Here is a 15,571-nt window from a genome sequence, read left to right as displayed (position 1 = left end):
CACCCAAATGACCGACCAGATTACCGCCCCCCATGACGTGCTGACCGAGACTCGTGCGGACGGCACTCTGATCTTGCGGTCCTCGCACAAGCTGGGGCCCGTCGCCAAAACCACCGGCGAATGGCTGCACAAATGGGCCGAAAAGACCCCCGACGCGGTGCTGATCGCGGAACGCAGCGGGCCGGGCTGGCGCGAAGTGACCTATGCGCAGGCGCTGAAGGCCGTGCGCAACATCGGCGCGTGGCTGCTGTCCAAGGGTTATGACAAGAAGGGCCCGGTCGTCGTGATGTCCGGCAACTCGGTCGATCACGCGTTGCTGGCGCTGGCCACGCAATATGTCGGTATGGCCAGCGTGCCGGTGGCCGAGCAATACTCGCTGATCCCCGGCGCGCATGACCGCCTGCTGTACATCATCGAAAAGGTCCGCCCGGGCCTGCTGTTCGTCGATGACGCAGGCCGCTACAAGGACGCCGTCGCGATGGAGGCGCTGGCCGACTTCGACATCCTGGCCTCGGCCACCGAAGGCGCCCCGCGCGACGTGATCCCCTTTGCCGAGGCGCTGGCCGGTGCCGACGTGGACGTGGACGCCGCCCATGCAGCCGTGGCCCCCGATACGCTGGCAAAGATCCTGTTCACCTCGGGCTCGACCTCGCACCCCAAGGGCGTGATCACCACGCACAAGATGATGTGCGTGAACCAGACCCAGATCGCGGATGCCTTCCCGGTGCTGCGCGCCCGTCCCCCGAAAATCCTGGACTGGCTGCCCTGGAACCACGTGTTCGGCGGCTCGCACAACTTCAACATGATGCTGGCCAATGGCGGCGCGATCTATATCGACGACGGCAAGCCGACCGATGCGCTGTTCCCCCGCTCGCTGGAGAACATGAAGATGCACACCGGCACACTGGCCTTCAACGTGCCCGTCGGTTTCGCCCGTCAGGTGGCCGCACTGAAAGCCGACCCCGAGCTGCGCAAGAAGTTCTTCACCGGTCTGGATTTCACCTTCTACGCCGGCGCCTCGCTGCCGCAGGAAATCTGGAAAGCCCTGGGCGACATGGCGACCGAAGTCACCGGCAAGGTGCCGCTGATGGTGTCCAGCTGGGGCATGACGGAAACCGCGCCCGCCACGCTGATCGTGCATGAGCGGGTCGAGCGCTCGGGCATCATCGGCGTGCCGGTCCCGGGCGCCGAGATCAAGCTGATCCCCGACGACGACGCCCGCTATGAACTGCGCTGCAAGGGCCCCAACATCATGCCCGGCTATTTCGAGGACCCCTCGAAAACCGCCGAAAGCTTCGATGACGAGGGCTACCTGATCACCGGCGACGCGGTGAAGTTCGTGGAGCCCGGCAATGCCGATCGCGGCCTCAGCTTCGACGGTCGCATCTCGGAAGACTTCAAGCTGACCTCGGGCACCTGGGTGCGCTGCGCCTCGCTGCGTGGCCAGCTGATGACCGCGCTGGACGGCGTGATCGGCGATCTGGTGATCACCGGCCAGGACCGCTCGGAAATCGGCGTGATGCTGTTCCCGACCCCGCCGCACGCCGGCAAGGCCGGGGAAATCGTCACCGACCCCGCGATCGTCGACAAGGTCCGCGCCGCGCTGACCGCGCTGGCCGAGCACGCCACCGGCAGCTCCACCCGGATCGGCCGCGCGCTGGTCCTGGCCGAGCCCCCCTCGCTGACCGACCACGAGATCACCGCCAAGGGCAACCTCAACGTCCGCAAGGTGCTGTCGCGCCGCGCCGACCTGGTGGCCCGGATCTATGACGACGCCGACCCGGATGTGATCCGCGTCTAAGGCTTCTTTCTGATCGAAATACTCCCGCCGGAGGCGTCCCAACCCCGCCACCGGCGCCACGCTGAAAAGGATAAGAACATGGTGGATATCACCAAAGTCCGCGCCCTCGACTTCCACACCCACGCCGAGGAACCCTGCGGCTGCCACGCCGATGACGGTTATGACGATCTGCAAACCACGATGGCGAAATACTTCGGCGCGCCGTGGACGCACCCGCCGACCATCCAGCAGACCGCCGCGCATTACCGCGAACAGAACATCGCCGCGGTGATCTTCCCGGTCGATGCCGAACGCGAAACCGGCTACCGCCGCTACAAGAACGAAGAAGTCGCCGCGCTGGCCGCGGAAAACGACGACGTGCTGATCCCGTTTGCCTCGATCGACCCGTGGAAGGGCAAGATGGCCGCCCGCGAAGCGCGCCGCCTGATCAAGGATTTCGGCATCAAGGGCTTCAAGTTCCACCCGACGATGCAGGGCTTCTACCCCAACGACCGCATGGCCTATGAGCTGTACGAAGCCATCGCCGAAGAGGGCGGCATCGCGCTGTTCCACACCGGCCAGACCGGCGTTGGTTCGGGCATGCCCGGCGGCAACGGGATGCGTCTGAAATACTCGAACCCGATGTACATGGATGACGTGGCGGTGGACTTCCCCGACATGAAGATCATCCTCGCGCACCCGTCCTTCCCCTGGCAGGAAGAGGCGCTGTCGGTCGCGACCCACAAGCCCAACGTCTACATCGACCTCAGCGGCTGGTCGCCCAAGTATTTCCCCGACATCCTGGTGAAATACTGCAACGGCCTGCTGAAGAAGAAGGTCCTGTTCGGCTCGGACTGGCCGATGATCACCCCCGAACGCTGGCTGGCCGATTTCGAGAAGATCGCGATCAAGGACCACCTGCGCGAAGACATCATCAAGAACAACGGCGCCCGCCTGCTGGGCCTGATGTAATCACCGCGCACCGGCGCGAATGACCCGCCCCGTCAGGGGCGGGGACTGCCCCTTTTTGCCCTTTGAAAGGACATGCCATGAAACCCTTTGCGGCCCCTGTCGACGACATTCTCTTCACGCTGGAACATGTGGGTGGCGCGGCTGCCCTGCCCGAATGGGATGGCGATCTGACCCGCGAGATCACCCAGGCCTTCGCCGCCTTCGCCGAGGGCGAGATCGCCCCGCTGGACGAGACCGGCGACAAGCAGGGCTGCCGTCTGGTCGATGGCCGCGTGGTCATGCCCGACGGGTTCAAGGAGGTCTACGCCGCCTATGCCGAACAGGGCTGGCCCGCGCTGACCATCGCCGAGGAATATGACGGCCAAGGTCTGGGCGGGGTCGCGCTGGCCTGTATCTCGGAAATCTACACCGGCGCCAACCACGCGCTGGAGATGGTCACCGGTCTGGTCCCCGGCGCCGTGCGGACGCTGATGGATTTCGGCACCGACGCGCAAAAGGCGGCCTTTATCCCGCGCATGGCCTCGGGCGAGTGGCTGTCGACCATGTGCCTGACCGAACCGGGCGCGGGCTCGGACCTGGGGCGCATCCGCACCCGCGCGGTGCAGGACGGCGACGCGTGGAAGATCACCGGCGAGAAGATTTTCATCTCGGGCGGCGATCAGGACATGTCGCAGGGCATTTTCCATCTGGTTCTGGCCCGCACCGGCGAGGCTGACAGCGGCGTGAAGGGCCTGTCGCTGTTCGCCTGCCTGTCCGATCTGCCCGACGGCAGCCGCAACCCGATCACCGTCACCCGGATCGAGGAAAAGATGGGCCTGCATGCCTCGCCCACCTGCCAGATGGCGTTTGACGGCGCGCATGCCGAGCTGGTCGGCCGCGAAGGCGAGGGCCTGCGGGCCATGTTCACCATGATGAACCACGCGCGGATTCAGGTGGCGCTGCAAGGCGTGGCGCATTCGACCCGCGCCCATGACATCGCCGCCGCCTACACCGCCGAGCGCGTGCAGGGCCGTGGCCCGGACGGCAAGCCGGTGACGCTGGACCAGCACACCGACGTCAAGAACATGCTGGCCGAGATGCGCGCGCTGTCGCTGCTGGGCCGTGGCATCTGTCACTTGGCCGTGGTCGAGCTGGAAAAGGGCGAAGACCCGATGCTGGTCGAGTTCCTGACCCCGATCGCCAAGCATTTCTGCACCGAAGCGGGGTCTCGCGCGGCGGATCTGGGCATCCAGTGCCTGGGCGGCTACGGTTATCTGCAGGAATACCGGGTCGAGCAGGTCTGGCGCGACTCGCGCATCACCCGCATCTACGAAGGGGCCAGCGGCATTCACGCGCTGACTCTGGCGACGCGCCTGCTGCAGGGCAATGCCGCCGTCGCGGCGGATCGCTTTGCCGCTTTTGCCTCTGACAACGCGCCCGAGGGTGCCGTGGCCCTGTGGACCCGCGCCCGCGAAGCGATGGCCAAGACCGACGCCCCCGCCGATTTCGCGGCCGATTTCATGGGCCTGTCGGAATGGGTGCTGCTGCGCGCGCTGGCCCCGCGTTTTGCCGCGCATCCCGGTGCCGCACAGATCGCGCAGTTCCTGAAACGGACCGAGTATCTGGGCGCCGTCCTGTCGGACCGCATCTGCGGCTGATCTACCGGACCAGAGAAACGACAAGGCCACCCAGCGGGGTGGCCTTTTTCGTGTTTTCAAAGATGAGTGGCTCAGGCACCTTTTGACATAGGTCAAAGTGTCCGACGGTTTCGTATGCGAAGCATTGCATATCAAAGACGGATGCGTGTTTAGGGAAGGACTCGCAGATGAGTGACGCAACTCAGGCTCAGGCGACCAATCGGCTGGAGCATTACCCGGTGACGTTTTTCTCGACGATCATGGGGATGACGGGGCTGGCACTGGCCCTGCACGCCGCAGATACCGCGTGGGGGTTCGGGCATATGCCCGCCAAGGCGGTGTATTTCGTGGCGATGGCCATGTTCGTGCTGGTCTCGGTGTTCTACCTGGCCAAGGCGGCCAAGTACCCGCAGGCCGTCCGGCACGAGTGGAACCACCCGGTGCGGCTGGCGTTCTTTCCGGCAATCTCGATTTCCCTGCTGCTGCTGGCGGCTGCCAGCCTGACGCAGGCCCCTGCGATGGCCGCGCCGTTGTGGTGGGCCGGGATGGCGCTGCAGGGCGTGCTGACGATTGCCGTGGTTTCGGGCTGGATCGGCGCGCGTGCGTTCCAGACCGGGCACCTGAACCCCGCGTGGTTCATCCCGGCGGTGGGCAACGTGATCGTGCCGATCGCTGGCGTCCCGCTGGGTCACCCCGAGATCAGCTGGTACTTCATGTCCGTCGGCCTGATCTTCTGGGTCGTGCTGATGACGCTGGTCGTGAACCGGCTGATCTTTCACGATCCGCTGCCGGGCCGGTTGCAGCCGACGCTGGTGATCCTGATCGCTCCGCCCGCGGTGGGGATGGTGGCTTGGGTTCGGCTGGTGGGTGATGTCGACAGCTTTGCGCGCATCCTGCTGAACGGGGCCTACCTGTTCACGCTGATCGTGGCCGTGCAACTGCCGCGCATCGTCAAGCTGCCCTTCGCCATGAGCTTTTGGGCGCTAAGCTTTCCCTTCGCCGCCGTGACCATCGCCAGCTTCACCTATGCGGCCAAGACCGGCAGCGTCGCGCATCACTATCTGGGGACGGGGTTGCTGGCCGTGTTGGTGGTGATCATCGCCGCGCTGGTCGCGCGCACCGCCAAGGCGATGGCCGCCGGAGAGGTCTGCGTACCTGAATGACAGCATACGTGAGCGACGGATTCCTTCCCTGACGATGGCGCTCATGTACCGGGGCCGTGCCAAGTCTGTCTGGCGCGGCTCCTTTTATCTGTCGCGCCGGGCCAGCGCGAAGCCCCCAAAGCCCGAGATCAGGATGACCGCCAGCCCGGATAGGCTGATCGCGTCGGGCCAGTCGTTGAACACCAGCACGCCCAGACCGGCGGCGGCGATCAGCTGGAAATAGATCAACGGAGCCGAGATCGTGGCCGGGGTGGTCCGGTTGATGACCACCAGCAAGAAGTTCCCGAAGGCCGAGGCCAGCGCGCTGAGCAGCACCAGCGCCCAGATCGACAGGGAGCCTGCGTCGGGCAGGTGGGTCAGACCCAGCGGGGCCAGCAGGACCGTGCCGATCAGCAATTGCGCGGTCAGCAGAAAGCGGGGGCGGTAGGCGCCGGCCAGCCAGCGGGTGGCGGCCAGGTAGCTGCCGTAGCAGCAGCCGGCCAGCAGCGCGAACAGCATCCCCGTGCCCATGTCCAGACTGGGCTGGACCACCAGAATGACGCCCGCAAAGCCCAGCCCCAACAGCGCGGTGCGGGCGCGGGTGACACGCTCGTTCAGCAGCAGGACGGCCAGCGCGTAGGCGACGACGGGGCCGATGAAGAACGCGCCGTAGACGTTGGCGATGGGCTCGGTCCGCAGGGCTGTCAGGATCGAGGAAATCCCCCCCGCGATAAAGGCCGCCCGCAGGATCACGCGCCAGTTCAGCAGCTGAGGCAGTTCGGCGCGCTGCATCCCGGACAGGGGCAGCAGCAGGACTGCGGCCAGCGCGAAACGCGACCAGGCGATGAAGAAGGGGCTGATGCCGTCCTGGGTCAGCAGCTTGCCCGCCGCGTCACCGACCACGATCGAGGTCGTGGCCAGACAGATCAGAAGGATGACCCTGACGGGAACAAGGGGGGGCATGGCGGCTCCGGGGTGGTGATGCCCTTGGGGTATCTGTCCCGCGCCGCCTTGCCAAGCGGGAACGCGCCCCGGTCGGGGCGCGCTGTTGGTTCAGGCCGAATGTCAGGCCGGACGCAGGCCCAGCATGTCGCGCGCTTGTGCCGCGGTGGCGACGGGGCGCTCGTACTTCTCGCACAGGTCGACGACGCGCTGGATCAGGGCCGCGTTCGATGGCGCCAGATGGTTGCGATCCAGACGGATGTTATCCTCCAGCCCCGCGCGGGCATGACCGCCCGAGGAGACGGCCCACTCGTTGATCGTGATCTGGTCCTTGCCGATCCCGGCGGCGCACCATTCGCTGTCGGGCAGCAGGCGCTGCATGGTCTTGATGTAGTAATCGAACACGTCGCGATCCACGGGCATGGCGTTCTTCACGCCCATCACGAATTGCACATAGGGGCTGTCGACCAGCCGCCCGTCCGCATACATGCGCGCGGCCTGATGGATGTGCGACAGGTCGAACGCCTCGATTTCCGGGCGGATGCCGTAGGTTTTCATTTCCGAGGCCAGCCAGTCCACCAGATCCGGCGGGTTCTCGTAAACGCGGGTGGGGAAGTTGTTCGACCCGACCGAGAGCGAGGCCATGTCGGGCCGCAACGGCAGCATCCCACCGCGCGTCTGCCCGGCACCCGAGCGCCCGCCGGTCGAGAACTGGATGATCATGCCAGGGCAGTGCTTCTCCAGCCCTTCTTTCAGCCGGGCGAATTTCTCGGGGTCCGAGCTGGGGGTCTGTTCGTCGTTGCGCACATGGGCGTGGCAGATGGTGGCGCCGGCCTCGAACGCCTCTTGCGTGGATTCCACCTGTTCAGCGACGGTGATCGGAACGGCAGGGTTGTCGGCCTTGGTCGGCAAGCTGCCCGTGATGGCGCAGCAGATGATGCAGGGTTTGGTCATGGGGATTCCTGTGGCGCGTAATTTGATTGACATTGACACATATCGTTACGTCAAGGCAAGGCTACACAGTGGCAATCGGGGTCAGAGGCGAGCCCACCGCACCCGGCAACCGCAACGGCGGCGCGGTCAGCAAAAAGCGCGCCCGCCCCTGCGCGCGCAGATGCGCGGCCAGCGGGGTCAGGTGCCACAACTCGCCCAGATGGACGCCCAGCTTGAACAGGCAATGCTCATGCAGCGGCAGGATCGAGCAGCAGGCATCGCCGGGTTTGGCGGGATAGGCCTCGACCGCGTAATTGTCGGCGATCAGGGCGGACAACCCACTGTCGGTGATCCAGTTCAGCAAGGCGCCGTCACGGCCATCCAGAACACAGCAGGAATTGTGCAGGCGATCCTTGTCCGGCTGGCGGTTCATGCCCAGAACCACATCGGCGAAACCGGTGTGCAGACAGACCATGTCCCCCTTTGTGACCTCGACGCCGTCCGCGTCCATCACGCGCATCAGATCGTCGTAGGAAACATGGCGGAAGGCGTCCCCGAAATGGTGGCGCAGGTCGATCAGCACGGCGCGGCCCTGCACCCCGTGAGCGGCCATATTCTCGATCCCCAGACGCAGGGCCTGACTGCCGGTCTCGTCCGCCTGCACGTCCTCACCCGCGCGGAACCCGTTGTAATAGACCGCGCGCGGAGTGCCCGAACCATCCACGTCGAACATGCCGCCGACATGGCTCAGCCCGTCCCACTGGCTGGAATATTGCAGATGCAGGATCGCTAGATCGTCGCAAATCACGTCGGTATGGCCGGCGATTTCACGGTTGAAAAAGGCGATGCCGTTGCCCTCGGTCGGGCGCAGGATCGGTGGGTGACGGCGCGCGTTCAGCCCGTTTCCACCCGGAAAATCCAGCGGCAGGGACAGGCAGAACGTGCGCCCCTCGCGCACCTCGGCCACGCCCTCGCGCACCTTTTCGGGGGTTATCAGGTTCAAACGGCCCAACTGGTCGTCTGGCCCAAAATCGCCCCAGGTCGAGCCCTTGGGGCGGTGTGTCCAACGCGGATTATTCATGACGGTCTCCTCTCTCCCGAGGAGCAGCCTAGCCAGCCTGGTCCCACGCCCGCAACTTCTTCTTTTTCCAAATATCCCCGCCGGAGGCACGGAAAATCACGGATTTTCCGTTCAAAATTCCGTCCCGGAATTTTTCCCGCCCAAAACGAAACGCGGCCCCAAATCAGGGGCCGCGTCATGTCTTCAAATGTCAGCCAGATCAGCCCAGCAGGCGGCGGGCGATCACTTGGGCCTGAATCTCGGCTGCACCTTCAAAGATGTTCAGGATGCGCGCGTCGCACAGGATGCGGCTGATCTTGTATTCCAGCGCGAAACCGTTGCCGCCGTGGATCTGCAGGCCGGTATCGGCGGCTGCCCAGGCCACGCGGGCGCCCAGCAGCTTGGCCATGCCGGCCTCAAGGTCGCAGCGGTGGCCGTGGTCTTTTTCCCAGGCCGAGAAATAGGTCAACTGACGCGCGACCATGATCTCGACCGCCATCATCGCCAGCTTGCCCGACACGCGGGGGAAGTTGATCAGCGACTTGCCGAACTGCTTGCGGTCCTGCGCATATTGCATCGCCACGTCCAGCGCCGATTGGGCCACGCCGATGGCGCGGGCGGCGGTCTGGATGCGGGCGGCTTCAAACGTTTTCATTAGCTGCTTGAAGCCTTGGCCTTCTTGTCCGCCCAGCAGGTTTTCGCCCTTCACATGGAAGTTGTCGAAGCCCAGCTCGTACTCTTTCATGCCGCGATAGCCCAGAACCTCGATCTCGCCGCCGGTCATGCCTTCGGTCGGGAAGGGGTTCTCGTCGGTGCCGGGGATCTTTTCGGCCAGGAACATCGATAGGCCCTTGTGGTCCGTGGTGTTCGGGTCGGTGCGGGCCAGCAGGGTCATCACGTGGGTCCGTGCGGCGTGGGTGATCCAGGTCTTGTTGCCGGTCACTTTGTAGTCGCCGTTCGCGTCCTTGACGGCGCGGGTGCGCAAGCTGCCCAGATCCGAGCCGGTGTTGGGTTCGGTGAACACGGCGGTCGGCAGGATTTCAGCGGCCGCGATCTTGGGCAGCCAGTAGGCCTTTTGCTCGTCGGTGCCGCCGCCTTCGATCAGCTCGGCCGCGATTTCAGAACGGGTGCCCAGCGAGCCGACGCCGATATAGCCGCGCGACAGTTCTTCGGACACCACGACCATCGAGGCCTTGGACAGGCCGAACCCGCCGTATTCCTCGGGGATCGTCAGGCCGAAGACGCCCATTTCAGCCAGCTCTTCGATGATTTCCATCGGGATCAGCTGGTCCTGCAGGTGCCATTCATGCGCGAAGGGTTCGACCTTTTCGACAGCGAAGCGGCGGAACTGCTCGCGGATCATCTCCAGCTCTTCTTCGAGGCCCGTGGCGCCCACGGTGATGTTGGCCGAATGCTCTTGCATCAGCTCGACCAGGCGGGTGCGGGCGGCCTGGGTGTTGCCCTTGGCCATCAGGGTCTGCACTTCGGCGCATTGGAAGGGCGCCAGCGCGTCCCAGCCCAGGCCCATGTCGGCCAGGCGGAACATCTCGTTCTGGCTCATCGGGATGCCGCCTGCGATGTGGTGCAGGTATTCGCCGAATGCGATTTGCAGGATCAGCTGCTCGGTCTCGTTGAACTTGCCGTCGTCCTTGATGCGCAGGGCCCAGTTCTGCATCTGGCGCAGCGATTCCACGTAGGTGGCCAGCCAGGACAGGCCGTGCACGGCGCTTTGGTTGGCTTCGATCAGGTCGGCCGAAACGCGGCCATCGGTGCTGACCATGCCGCGCAGCGTGGTGGTTGCGGTTTCCAGCACAGCCTCGGCCGGGGCGATCGACGCCGCGGTCAGCGTCAGAAGATCGGGAAGAATGATCGGGTTGGTCATCGCGTATTCCTGTCCTGTGGAGACATGATTCATATCTTAACTTTCATCCGCCCCTCCCTAGCCATTTCGCAAGTGCAGCGCAACAAAAATACGTTTGATTGCTGGGAAGTGTACTAAAGTTGCGGGTAAAAATTTTGCAATGCAGCACCCACAGAAGGTGTTATGCACGCCTCATGGAAGTGTTTTTCTCAGATATGACGCCGCTGACTTTGGCGCTGTGCCTGATGGTGGCGCTGGTGGCTGGCGTAATCAAGGGCATGGTCGGATTTGCCATGCCAATGGTCATGGTTTCCGGCCTTTCGAGCATTGTCGGGGCGGAATGGGCGCTGGCGGGGCTGATCCTGCCGACGGTGCTGACCAACCTGTGGCAGGCGTTGCGGCAGGGGCGGGCAGCGGCCTGGGCCTCGGTCAAGCGATTCCGGGTGTTCCTGCTGTGCGGCTTCGTCACGCTGGTGGCCAGTGCACAGCTGGTGCGGGTGCTGCCCGCGAACGTGCTGCTGCTGATGATCGGGGTGCCGGTGGTGATCTTCGCACTGATCCAGCTGTTCGGGGTCAAGCTGCGCCTGCGCGAAGACGGTCATCACGTGGTCGAGGCCGGGATCGGCGGCTTTGCCGGGTTCATCGGCGGGATGTCTGGGATCTGGGGGCCGCCCACGGTGATGTACCTGACGGCGATCAACACGCCCAAGCGGGACCAGATGCGCATTCAGGGCGTGATTTATGGGCTGGGGGCTGTGGCGCTGCTGGGCGCTCATGTCGGATCGGGCGTGATGCGGGCGCAGACGCTGCCGTTCTCGGTGGCGCTGCTGGTGCCGGCACTGGCGGGGACATGGCTGGGATTCCAGGTCCAGGATCGCATCGACCAGGCCGCATTCCGCAAGGCGACGCTGGTCGTACTGATGGTGGCCGGTCTGAATTTGATCCGGCGCGGGCTGACGGGCTGAACGCCCGTCAAAAGCCTCAGGCGGCGGGGGTGTAGTTCGCCACCGCGTCGATGAACGAGCGGATCTGGGTCTTCAGACGCTCATCCTTGATTTTCGAGATCGTGCTGGCGATGCGTGCGGTTTCTTCGTCGATGACGGGGCCGCCGTTTTCCTCGGCTTCGCCCAGACCGTCAAAGAAATACGACGGCGGCACGTTCAGGATGCGCGAAATCTCGAACAGCTTGCTGGCCGAAATGCGGTTGCGGCCCAGCTCGTACTTCTGGACTTGCTGGAACGAGATATCCAGGCCCTTGGCAACATCTGTCTGGGTCAGACCCCGCAACACGCGCAGGTTCTTGAGCTTTTTGCCGACATGTTCGTCTACAGGGTGTGACATGGGGTCCTTCCACTATCTATTGTCACATTCAGCAATACGAAATCTAGTCTTGCGATCAATCCGTTACATGTTGCAACTTTAGGTATACGCATTTACCCCTGATGGGTGATTTATTTACCATGCGGTCGGGAATTTCGGATAGGGTAAGGGGGCGAAAGTGGGTAAGCCCTTGCTCAGTAACGATATGTGGGCTTAGTTTTCACGAGTTGGCCGTTCGGGAGGCGGCTTTTTCATGGTGAAAAACCAACAGTCTGGTTTGTTGTTTGAACTATTGCGCTCGTTTGTGACGTTGGCGCACACGCTAAATTTGTCTCGCGCGGTGCGCGAACTCGACTCGACTCGCCAGACAGTCAGGCGCCACATCAACATCCTGGAAGAGTTCAAAGGCGAGCCGTTGTTCGGCCTTGAGGACCGCCAGTACTACCTGACCGATGCCGGACGACGCGCACTGCGCGAGGCGGAAACCCTGCTGGCCCGGGGCGAAGCGTGGATGAACAACGAATCCGCGCATATCGACGGGCTGTTCCATGTCTCGCAGCACGAACCGGAACGGAACTGGGAGTTTTTCCTGCAGCAACAGCCGGTCTCGTCGATCTGGACGGGCAGCTCGGGGTTGCTGAAGCGCGGGCTGAAATGCTGGGCCGAAGCCGAGGGGCAACTGGAGCACGAGGCCTTTCAACTGATCCGCCCCTACCTGATGGTGTTCCGTCGCTTCGACGAAGACTGGGTGTGTAGCGAGGTGGGCAGCAAATCGTCCTACGCCACGTGGTACGGCTGGGCGTGGGAACGCAGCGCGGTCGGGCGCTCGGTGCCGGGGCTGCCGGGCGGGTCTTCGCATGCGGTGCTGCTGGCGCAACCGTTCGAGGACGTCCGCGCCACACAGGGTCTGCGCTATGATCATGTGCACACGCTGATGTCGCGGGGCGAGGGCGATACGCAGCATCCGATCAGCTACAAGCGGCTGCTGATGGGCTGCCGCTACCCGGATAACAGCTTTGCCTTGGCCTCGTTGGTCGAGCGTAGCTACGACCTGACGATCTTTGGCGTGGACGCAGACAAGATCCAATCCATGCCCGCTGACGAGGTGATGTCGGGCGAAGACCCTGCAATTGCGCTAAAATAACAAGGAAAAGACTCTTTCCCGCGTTTTGGTCATCCTGAGTGGACCTGCAACACAAAGGAGAGACCAAATGACCATTCACGACGTTTTCGATGGCGCCCGCTTACTGACCGAGGCCGCGTCGACGCTTCAGGCGAACCAGATTTTCCTGACCGTCGGGGACGACTTCGAGGAGTACGCCCGCATCGTTTCCGCCGGCCGTCCCGAACAGCCGCTGGGCCCGCCGTTTGACCCGGCAAAGCAATTTTTGCCTTCTGCCAGAGGTATTTGGGTGATAGGGCGCAATGCTCAGGGTCAGTTGGTCCATACTCAGGCGATGCGCCTTCTGGACCTGTGTGACCAGACTCTGGCGCGCTACATGAGCGCCCGTTTCGCCGAGTTCCCCCCGGGTGGTGTGGGCATCGACATGGACGGGTCGTGGTTCCGTCCGGGGCCGGGTGCAAAGCGAATCACTGGGCGCGCTTGCTACCACGGCGAGATGTGGGTGAAGGACGATGCGGCCTATCGCGGCCGTGGTCTGATCGATCATCTGGCGCGGTTTGCCTTTTTGACGGCGATGCTGCACTGGCAGCCGGATTTCGTGTTCGGATTCATGCTGCGTACCGTCGCCCGCCGCGGTCTGGCCGAGCGTGAGGGCTACATGCACTGCGACCCGTACTGCCTGAGCTGGAAGGTCGAGGGCCGGAATGAGCCGCTGGATTGCAACATGGTCTGGATGGACATCGAAGACATCCGCCACGTGATCCACGTCCCTCTGGAGCAGCGCGTCCCCGTCGCCGCCTGACCCTGGGGAGTGGGGGGTGAGCTAGCACACATAAACAAAACGCCCCGGCTGGGGGGCCGGGGCGTTTGTCAGATTATTCAGGAAAGCCTTAGCCGATTGCGGCGGCTTTCACGTCCTCGTCGATATGGGGGACGTATTGCTCGAAGTTCTTGGCGAACATCTGCACCAGCTTGGTCGCTTGCGCGTCATAGGCGGCGGCGTCAGCCCAGGTCTGGCGCGGGTCCAGCAGCTGGTCATCAACGCCGGGCACCGAGACCGGCACTTCGAAGCCGAAGTTTGCATCCTTGCGGAAGGTCGCATCGTTCAGCGAGCCGTCCAGCGCGGCGGTCAGCAGGGCGCGGGTGGCCTTGATCGGCATCCGCTTGCCGGTGCCGAAGGCGCCGCCGGTCCAGCCGGTGTTCACCAGCCAGCAGGTTGCGCCGTGCTTGGCGATCTTTTCGCGCAGCAGGTTGCCGTAAGCTTCGGGACGACGCGGCATGAAGGGCGCGCCGAAGCAGGTCGAGAAGGTGGGTTCGGGTTCCACGACGCCACGCTCGGTGCCGGGGGTCTTCGAGGTGAAGCCCGACAGGAAGTGGTACATCGCCTGTGCCGGGGTCAGCCGCGAGATCGGCGGCAGGACGCCATACGCGTCACAGGTCAGCAGGATGATGTTCTTCGGGTGACCGCCGGTGGCCGATGCCGACGCGTTCGAGATGTACTCGAGCGGGTAGGCGCAGCGCATGTTCTGAGTCAGCGACGAGTCTTCGAAGTCCAGTTCGAAGGTTTCTTCGTCATAGACCATGTTCTCGATCACGGTGCCGAACATCGAGCAGGTCGCGTAGATTTCCGGCTCGGCTTCGGCCGACAGGTTGATCGTTTTGGCGTAGCAGCCGCCTTCGAAGTTGAAGGTGCCGCGGTCCGACCAGCCGTGTTCGTCGTCACCGATCAGGGTGCGCGACGGATCGGCCGACAGGGTGGTCTTGCCGGTGCCCGACAGGCCAAAGAAAATGGCGGTGTCGACGGGGTTGTCGATCGCATGGTTGGCCGAGCAGTGCATCGGCATCACGCCACGATCGGGCAGCAGGTAGTTCAGCAGGGTGAACACCGACTTCTTGTTCTCGCCAGCGTATTCGGTGCCGCCGATCAGGATCAGCTTCTTGTCGAAGTTCATCGCGATGACGGTTTCGGTGCGGCAGTTGTGACGCTCGGGGTTCGCTTGGAACGACGGGCAGTTGATGACGGTGAAGTCAGCCAGGAAGGTGTCCAGCGCCGCGCGCTCGGGGCGGCGCAGCATGTGACGGATGAACAGGTTGTGCCAGGCCAGCTCGGTCACCATGCGGACGTTGATGGCATAGGCCGGGTCAGCGCCGCCGACCAGATCCTGAACGTAGTAGTCCTTGCCCTTCATGTGCTCCAGCATGTCGGCATAGAGCGCGTCAAAGCCTTCGGGCGACATGGCGCGGTTGTTTTCCCACCAGATGGTGTCGACAACGCTGTCGGTTTTGACGACGTGTTTGTCTTTCGGCGAACGGCCAGTGAATTTGCCGGTCGAAACCAGGAAGGCGCCGCCGTTACCCAGTTTGCCTTCGCCGTTCTTGAGCGCGGCTTCGATCAGCGCGGGCTCCATAAGATTGTAAAAGACATTACCCAGCCCTTCGATCCCCTGATCCTCAAGCTGGAAGTTCGGGTTTACCCGTCCAAATGCCATATTGCCAAGCTCCTGTAGCCGCGAAATCAGCGGCGTTGTCAGTATTTCGGTGCGGGCTCCCTCCCGCAGCGCGTCGGGAACATGCCCGATAGCGCGCCTCTTAACATGTCGCTTCCAGAGAAGAACAGGACGGTTTGGCGCAGTTAGCGCAACCAAATGAAGGTTAGCGCAATCACGGCGAATTTTGTCCGATGGCTGCGCCAGATGGGCCGCAAAACCGGCGAAAATTATGAAACCGTTGAGGAATCGCTTGCACAGTAAATGCGAAATCCAAGCTGATTCGCAGTTTGGGATTGATTGATCGGCGCAAACGACGTCATAATGTCGGGAAAA

Annotated in this window: 13 protein-coding genes; 7 read left to right on the top strand and 6 right to left on the bottom strand. The window is 63.5% G+C overall.

Features of this window, described 5'->3' with window-relative positions:
• Positions 1-7: 7 nt before the first annotated feature.
• From E7681_RS01060 to E7681_RS01045, 4 genes are all read left to right on the top strand, one after another.
• Positions 8-1,801: a feruloyl-CoA synthase gene (locus E7681_RS01060; protein ID WP_136337406.1), complete on the top strand. Its 1,794-nt coding sequence runs from the start codon at positions 8-10 to the stop codon at positions 1,799-1,801.
• Positions 1,802-1,879: 78 nt separating this feature from the next.
• A complete protein-coding gene (locus E7681_RS01055; protein ID WP_136337405.1) occupies positions 1,880-2,752 on the top strand; it encodes an amidohydrolase family protein in 873 nt (290 codons plus the stop codon).
• 77 nt (positions 2,753-2,829) lie between these two features.
• Positions 2,830-4,389 carry an acyl-CoA dehydrogenase family protein gene (locus E7681_RS01050; RefSeq protein ID WP_136337404.1) on the top strand — a complete coding sequence of 520 codons (1,560 nt, stop codon included), beginning with the start codon at positions 2,830-2,832 and terminating at the stop codon, positions 4,387-4,389.
• Between the two features lie 167 nt (positions 4,390-4,556).
• A complete protein-coding gene (locus E7681_RS01045; protein ID WP_136337403.1) occupies positions 4,557-5,531 on the top strand; it encodes an SLAC1 anion channel family protein in 975 nt (324 codons plus the stop codon).
• Between the two features lie 84 nt (positions 5,532-5,615).
• Here E7681_RS01045 and E7681_RS01040 read toward each other — a convergent pair whose 3' ends face one another.
• The 4 genes from E7681_RS01040 to E7681_RS01025 form a co-directional block, all read right to left on the bottom strand.
• Entirely contained in the window at positions 5,616-6,473 is an 858-nt protein-coding gene (locus E7681_RS01040; RefSeq protein WP_136337402.1) for a DMT family transporter, read from the bottom strand.
• A 102-nt stretch (positions 6,474-6,575) separates the two neighbouring features.
• Positions 6,576-7,406 (bottom strand): 3-oxoadipate:acetyl-CoA acetyltransferase, encoded by an 831-nt coding sequence (locus E7681_RS01035; RefSeq protein ID WP_136337401.1) that lies wholly within the window; start codon positions 7,404-7,406, stop codon positions 6,576-6,578.
• A 61-nt stretch (positions 7,407-7,467) separates the two neighbouring features.
• On the bottom strand, positions 7,468-8,466 hold the full coding sequence (locus tag E7681_RS01030; RefSeq protein ID WP_136337400.1) for a cyclase family protein: 999 nt from the start codon (positions 8,464-8,466) through the stop codon (positions 7,468-7,470).
• A gap of 199 nt (positions 8,467-8,665) precedes the next feature.
• A complete protein-coding gene (locus tag E7681_RS01025) occupies positions 8,666-10,327 on the bottom strand; it encodes an acyl-CoA dehydrogenase family protein (RefSeq protein WP_425471366.1) in 1,662 nt (553 codons plus the stop codon).
• Between the two features lie 194 nt (positions 10,328-10,521).
• On the opposite strand from E7681_RS01025, the gene E7681_RS01020 reads away from it, so the two are divergent.
• Complete coding sequence (locus E7681_RS01020) at positions 10,522-11,271, top strand: sulfite exporter TauE/SafE family protein (protein WP_246032377.1); 750 nt, start codon at positions 10,522-10,524, stop codon at positions 11,269-11,271.
• Positions 11,272-11,287: 16 nt separating this feature from the next.
• Here the strand turns inward: E7681_RS01020 and E7681_RS01015 are convergent, their stop codons facing one another.
• Positions 11,288-11,647: a helix-turn-helix domain-containing protein gene (locus E7681_RS01015; protein WP_136337397.1), complete on the bottom strand. Its 360-nt coding sequence runs from the start codon at positions 11,645-11,647 to the stop codon at positions 11,288-11,290.
• A gap of 232 nt (positions 11,648-11,879) precedes the next feature.
• On the opposite strand from E7681_RS01015, the gene E7681_RS01010 reads away from it, so the two are divergent.
• Together E7681_RS01010 and E7681_RS01005 are read left to right on the top strand one after the other, a co-directional pair.
• A complete protein-coding gene (locus tag E7681_RS01010) occupies positions 11,880-12,770 on the top strand; it encodes a LysR family transcriptional regulator (protein ID WP_136337396.1) in 891 nt (296 codons plus the stop codon).
• A gap of 67 nt (positions 12,771-12,837) precedes the next feature.
• On the top strand, positions 12,838-13,551 hold the full coding sequence (locus tag E7681_RS01005; protein WP_136337395.1) for a hypothetical protein: 714 nt from the start codon (positions 12,838-12,840) through the stop codon (positions 13,549-13,551).
• A gap of 88 nt (positions 13,552-13,639) precedes the next feature.
• On the opposite strand, the gene E7681_RS01000 is transcribed toward E7681_RS01005, so the two are convergent.
• Positions 13,640-15,238: a phosphoenolpyruvate carboxykinase gene (locus E7681_RS01000; protein ID WP_136337394.1), complete on the bottom strand. Its 1,599-nt coding sequence runs from the start codon at positions 15,236-15,238 to the stop codon at positions 13,640-13,642.
• Positions 15,239-15,571 lie beyond the last annotated feature (333 nt).

The sequence above is a fragment of the Thalassobius vesicularis genome, assembly GCF_004799325.1.
GTDB classification, from domain to species: domain Bacteria; phylum Pseudomonadota; class Alphaproteobacteria; order Rhodobacterales; family Rhodobacteraceae; genus Thalassobius; species Thalassobius vesicularis.
This window is presented reverse-complemented; position numbering and strand designations above follow the sequence as displayed.

What these genes read in the sequence shown, in the direction of transcription:
- E7681_RS01030 (WP_136337400.1), bottom strand. Translation starts at nt 8,466, where the DNA reads ATGAATAATCCGCGTTGGACACACCGCCCCAAGGGCTCGACCTGGGGC.
- E7681_RS01010 (WP_136337396.1), top strand. Translation starts at nt 11,880, where the DNA reads ATGGTGAAAAACCAACAGTCTGGTTTGTTGTTTGAACTATTGCGCTCG.
- E7681_RS01020 (WP_246032377.1), top strand. Translation starts at nt 10,522, where the DNA reads ATGACGCCGCTGACTTTGGCGCTGTGCCTGATGGTGGCGCTGGTGGCT.
- E7681_RS01000 (WP_136337394.1), bottom strand. Translation starts at nt 15,238, where the DNA reads ATGGCATTTGGACGGGTAAACCCGAACTTCCAGCTTGAGGATCAGGGG.
- E7681_RS01045 (WP_136337403.1), top strand. Translation starts at nt 4,557, where the DNA reads ATGAGTGACGCAACTCAGGCTCAGGCGACCAATCGGCTGGAGCATTAC.
- E7681_RS01040 (WP_136337402.1), bottom strand. Translation starts at nt 6,473, where the DNA reads ATGCCCCCCCTTGTTCCCGTCAGGGTCATCCTTCTGATCTGTCTGGCC.
- E7681_RS01035 (WP_136337401.1), bottom strand. Translation starts at nt 7,406, where the DNA reads ATGACCAAACCCTGCATCATCTGCTGCGCCATCACGGGCAGCTTGCCG.
- E7681_RS01050 (WP_136337404.1), top strand. Translation starts at nt 2,830, where the DNA reads ATGAAACCCTTTGCGGCCCCTGTCGACGACATTCTCTTCACGCTGGAA.
- E7681_RS01055 (WP_136337405.1), top strand. Translation starts at nt 1,880, where the DNA reads ATGGTGGATATCACCAAAGTCCGCGCCCTCGACTTCCACACCCACGCC.
- E7681_RS01005 (WP_136337395.1), top strand. Translation starts at nt 12,838, where the DNA reads ATGACCATTCACGACGTTTTCGATGGCGCCCGCTTACTGACCGAGGCC.
- E7681_RS01015 (WP_136337397.1), bottom strand. Translation starts at nt 11,647, where the DNA reads ATGTCACACCCTGTAGACGAACATGTCGGCAAAAAGCTCAAGAACCTG.
- E7681_RS01025 (WP_425471366.1), bottom strand. Translation starts at nt 10,327, where the DNA reads ATGACCAACCCGATCATTCTTCCCGATCTTCTGACGCTGACCGCGGCG.
- E7681_RS01060 (WP_136337406.1), top strand. Translation starts at nt 8, where the DNA reads ATGACCGACCAGATTACCGCCCCCCATGACGTGCTGACCGAGACTCGT.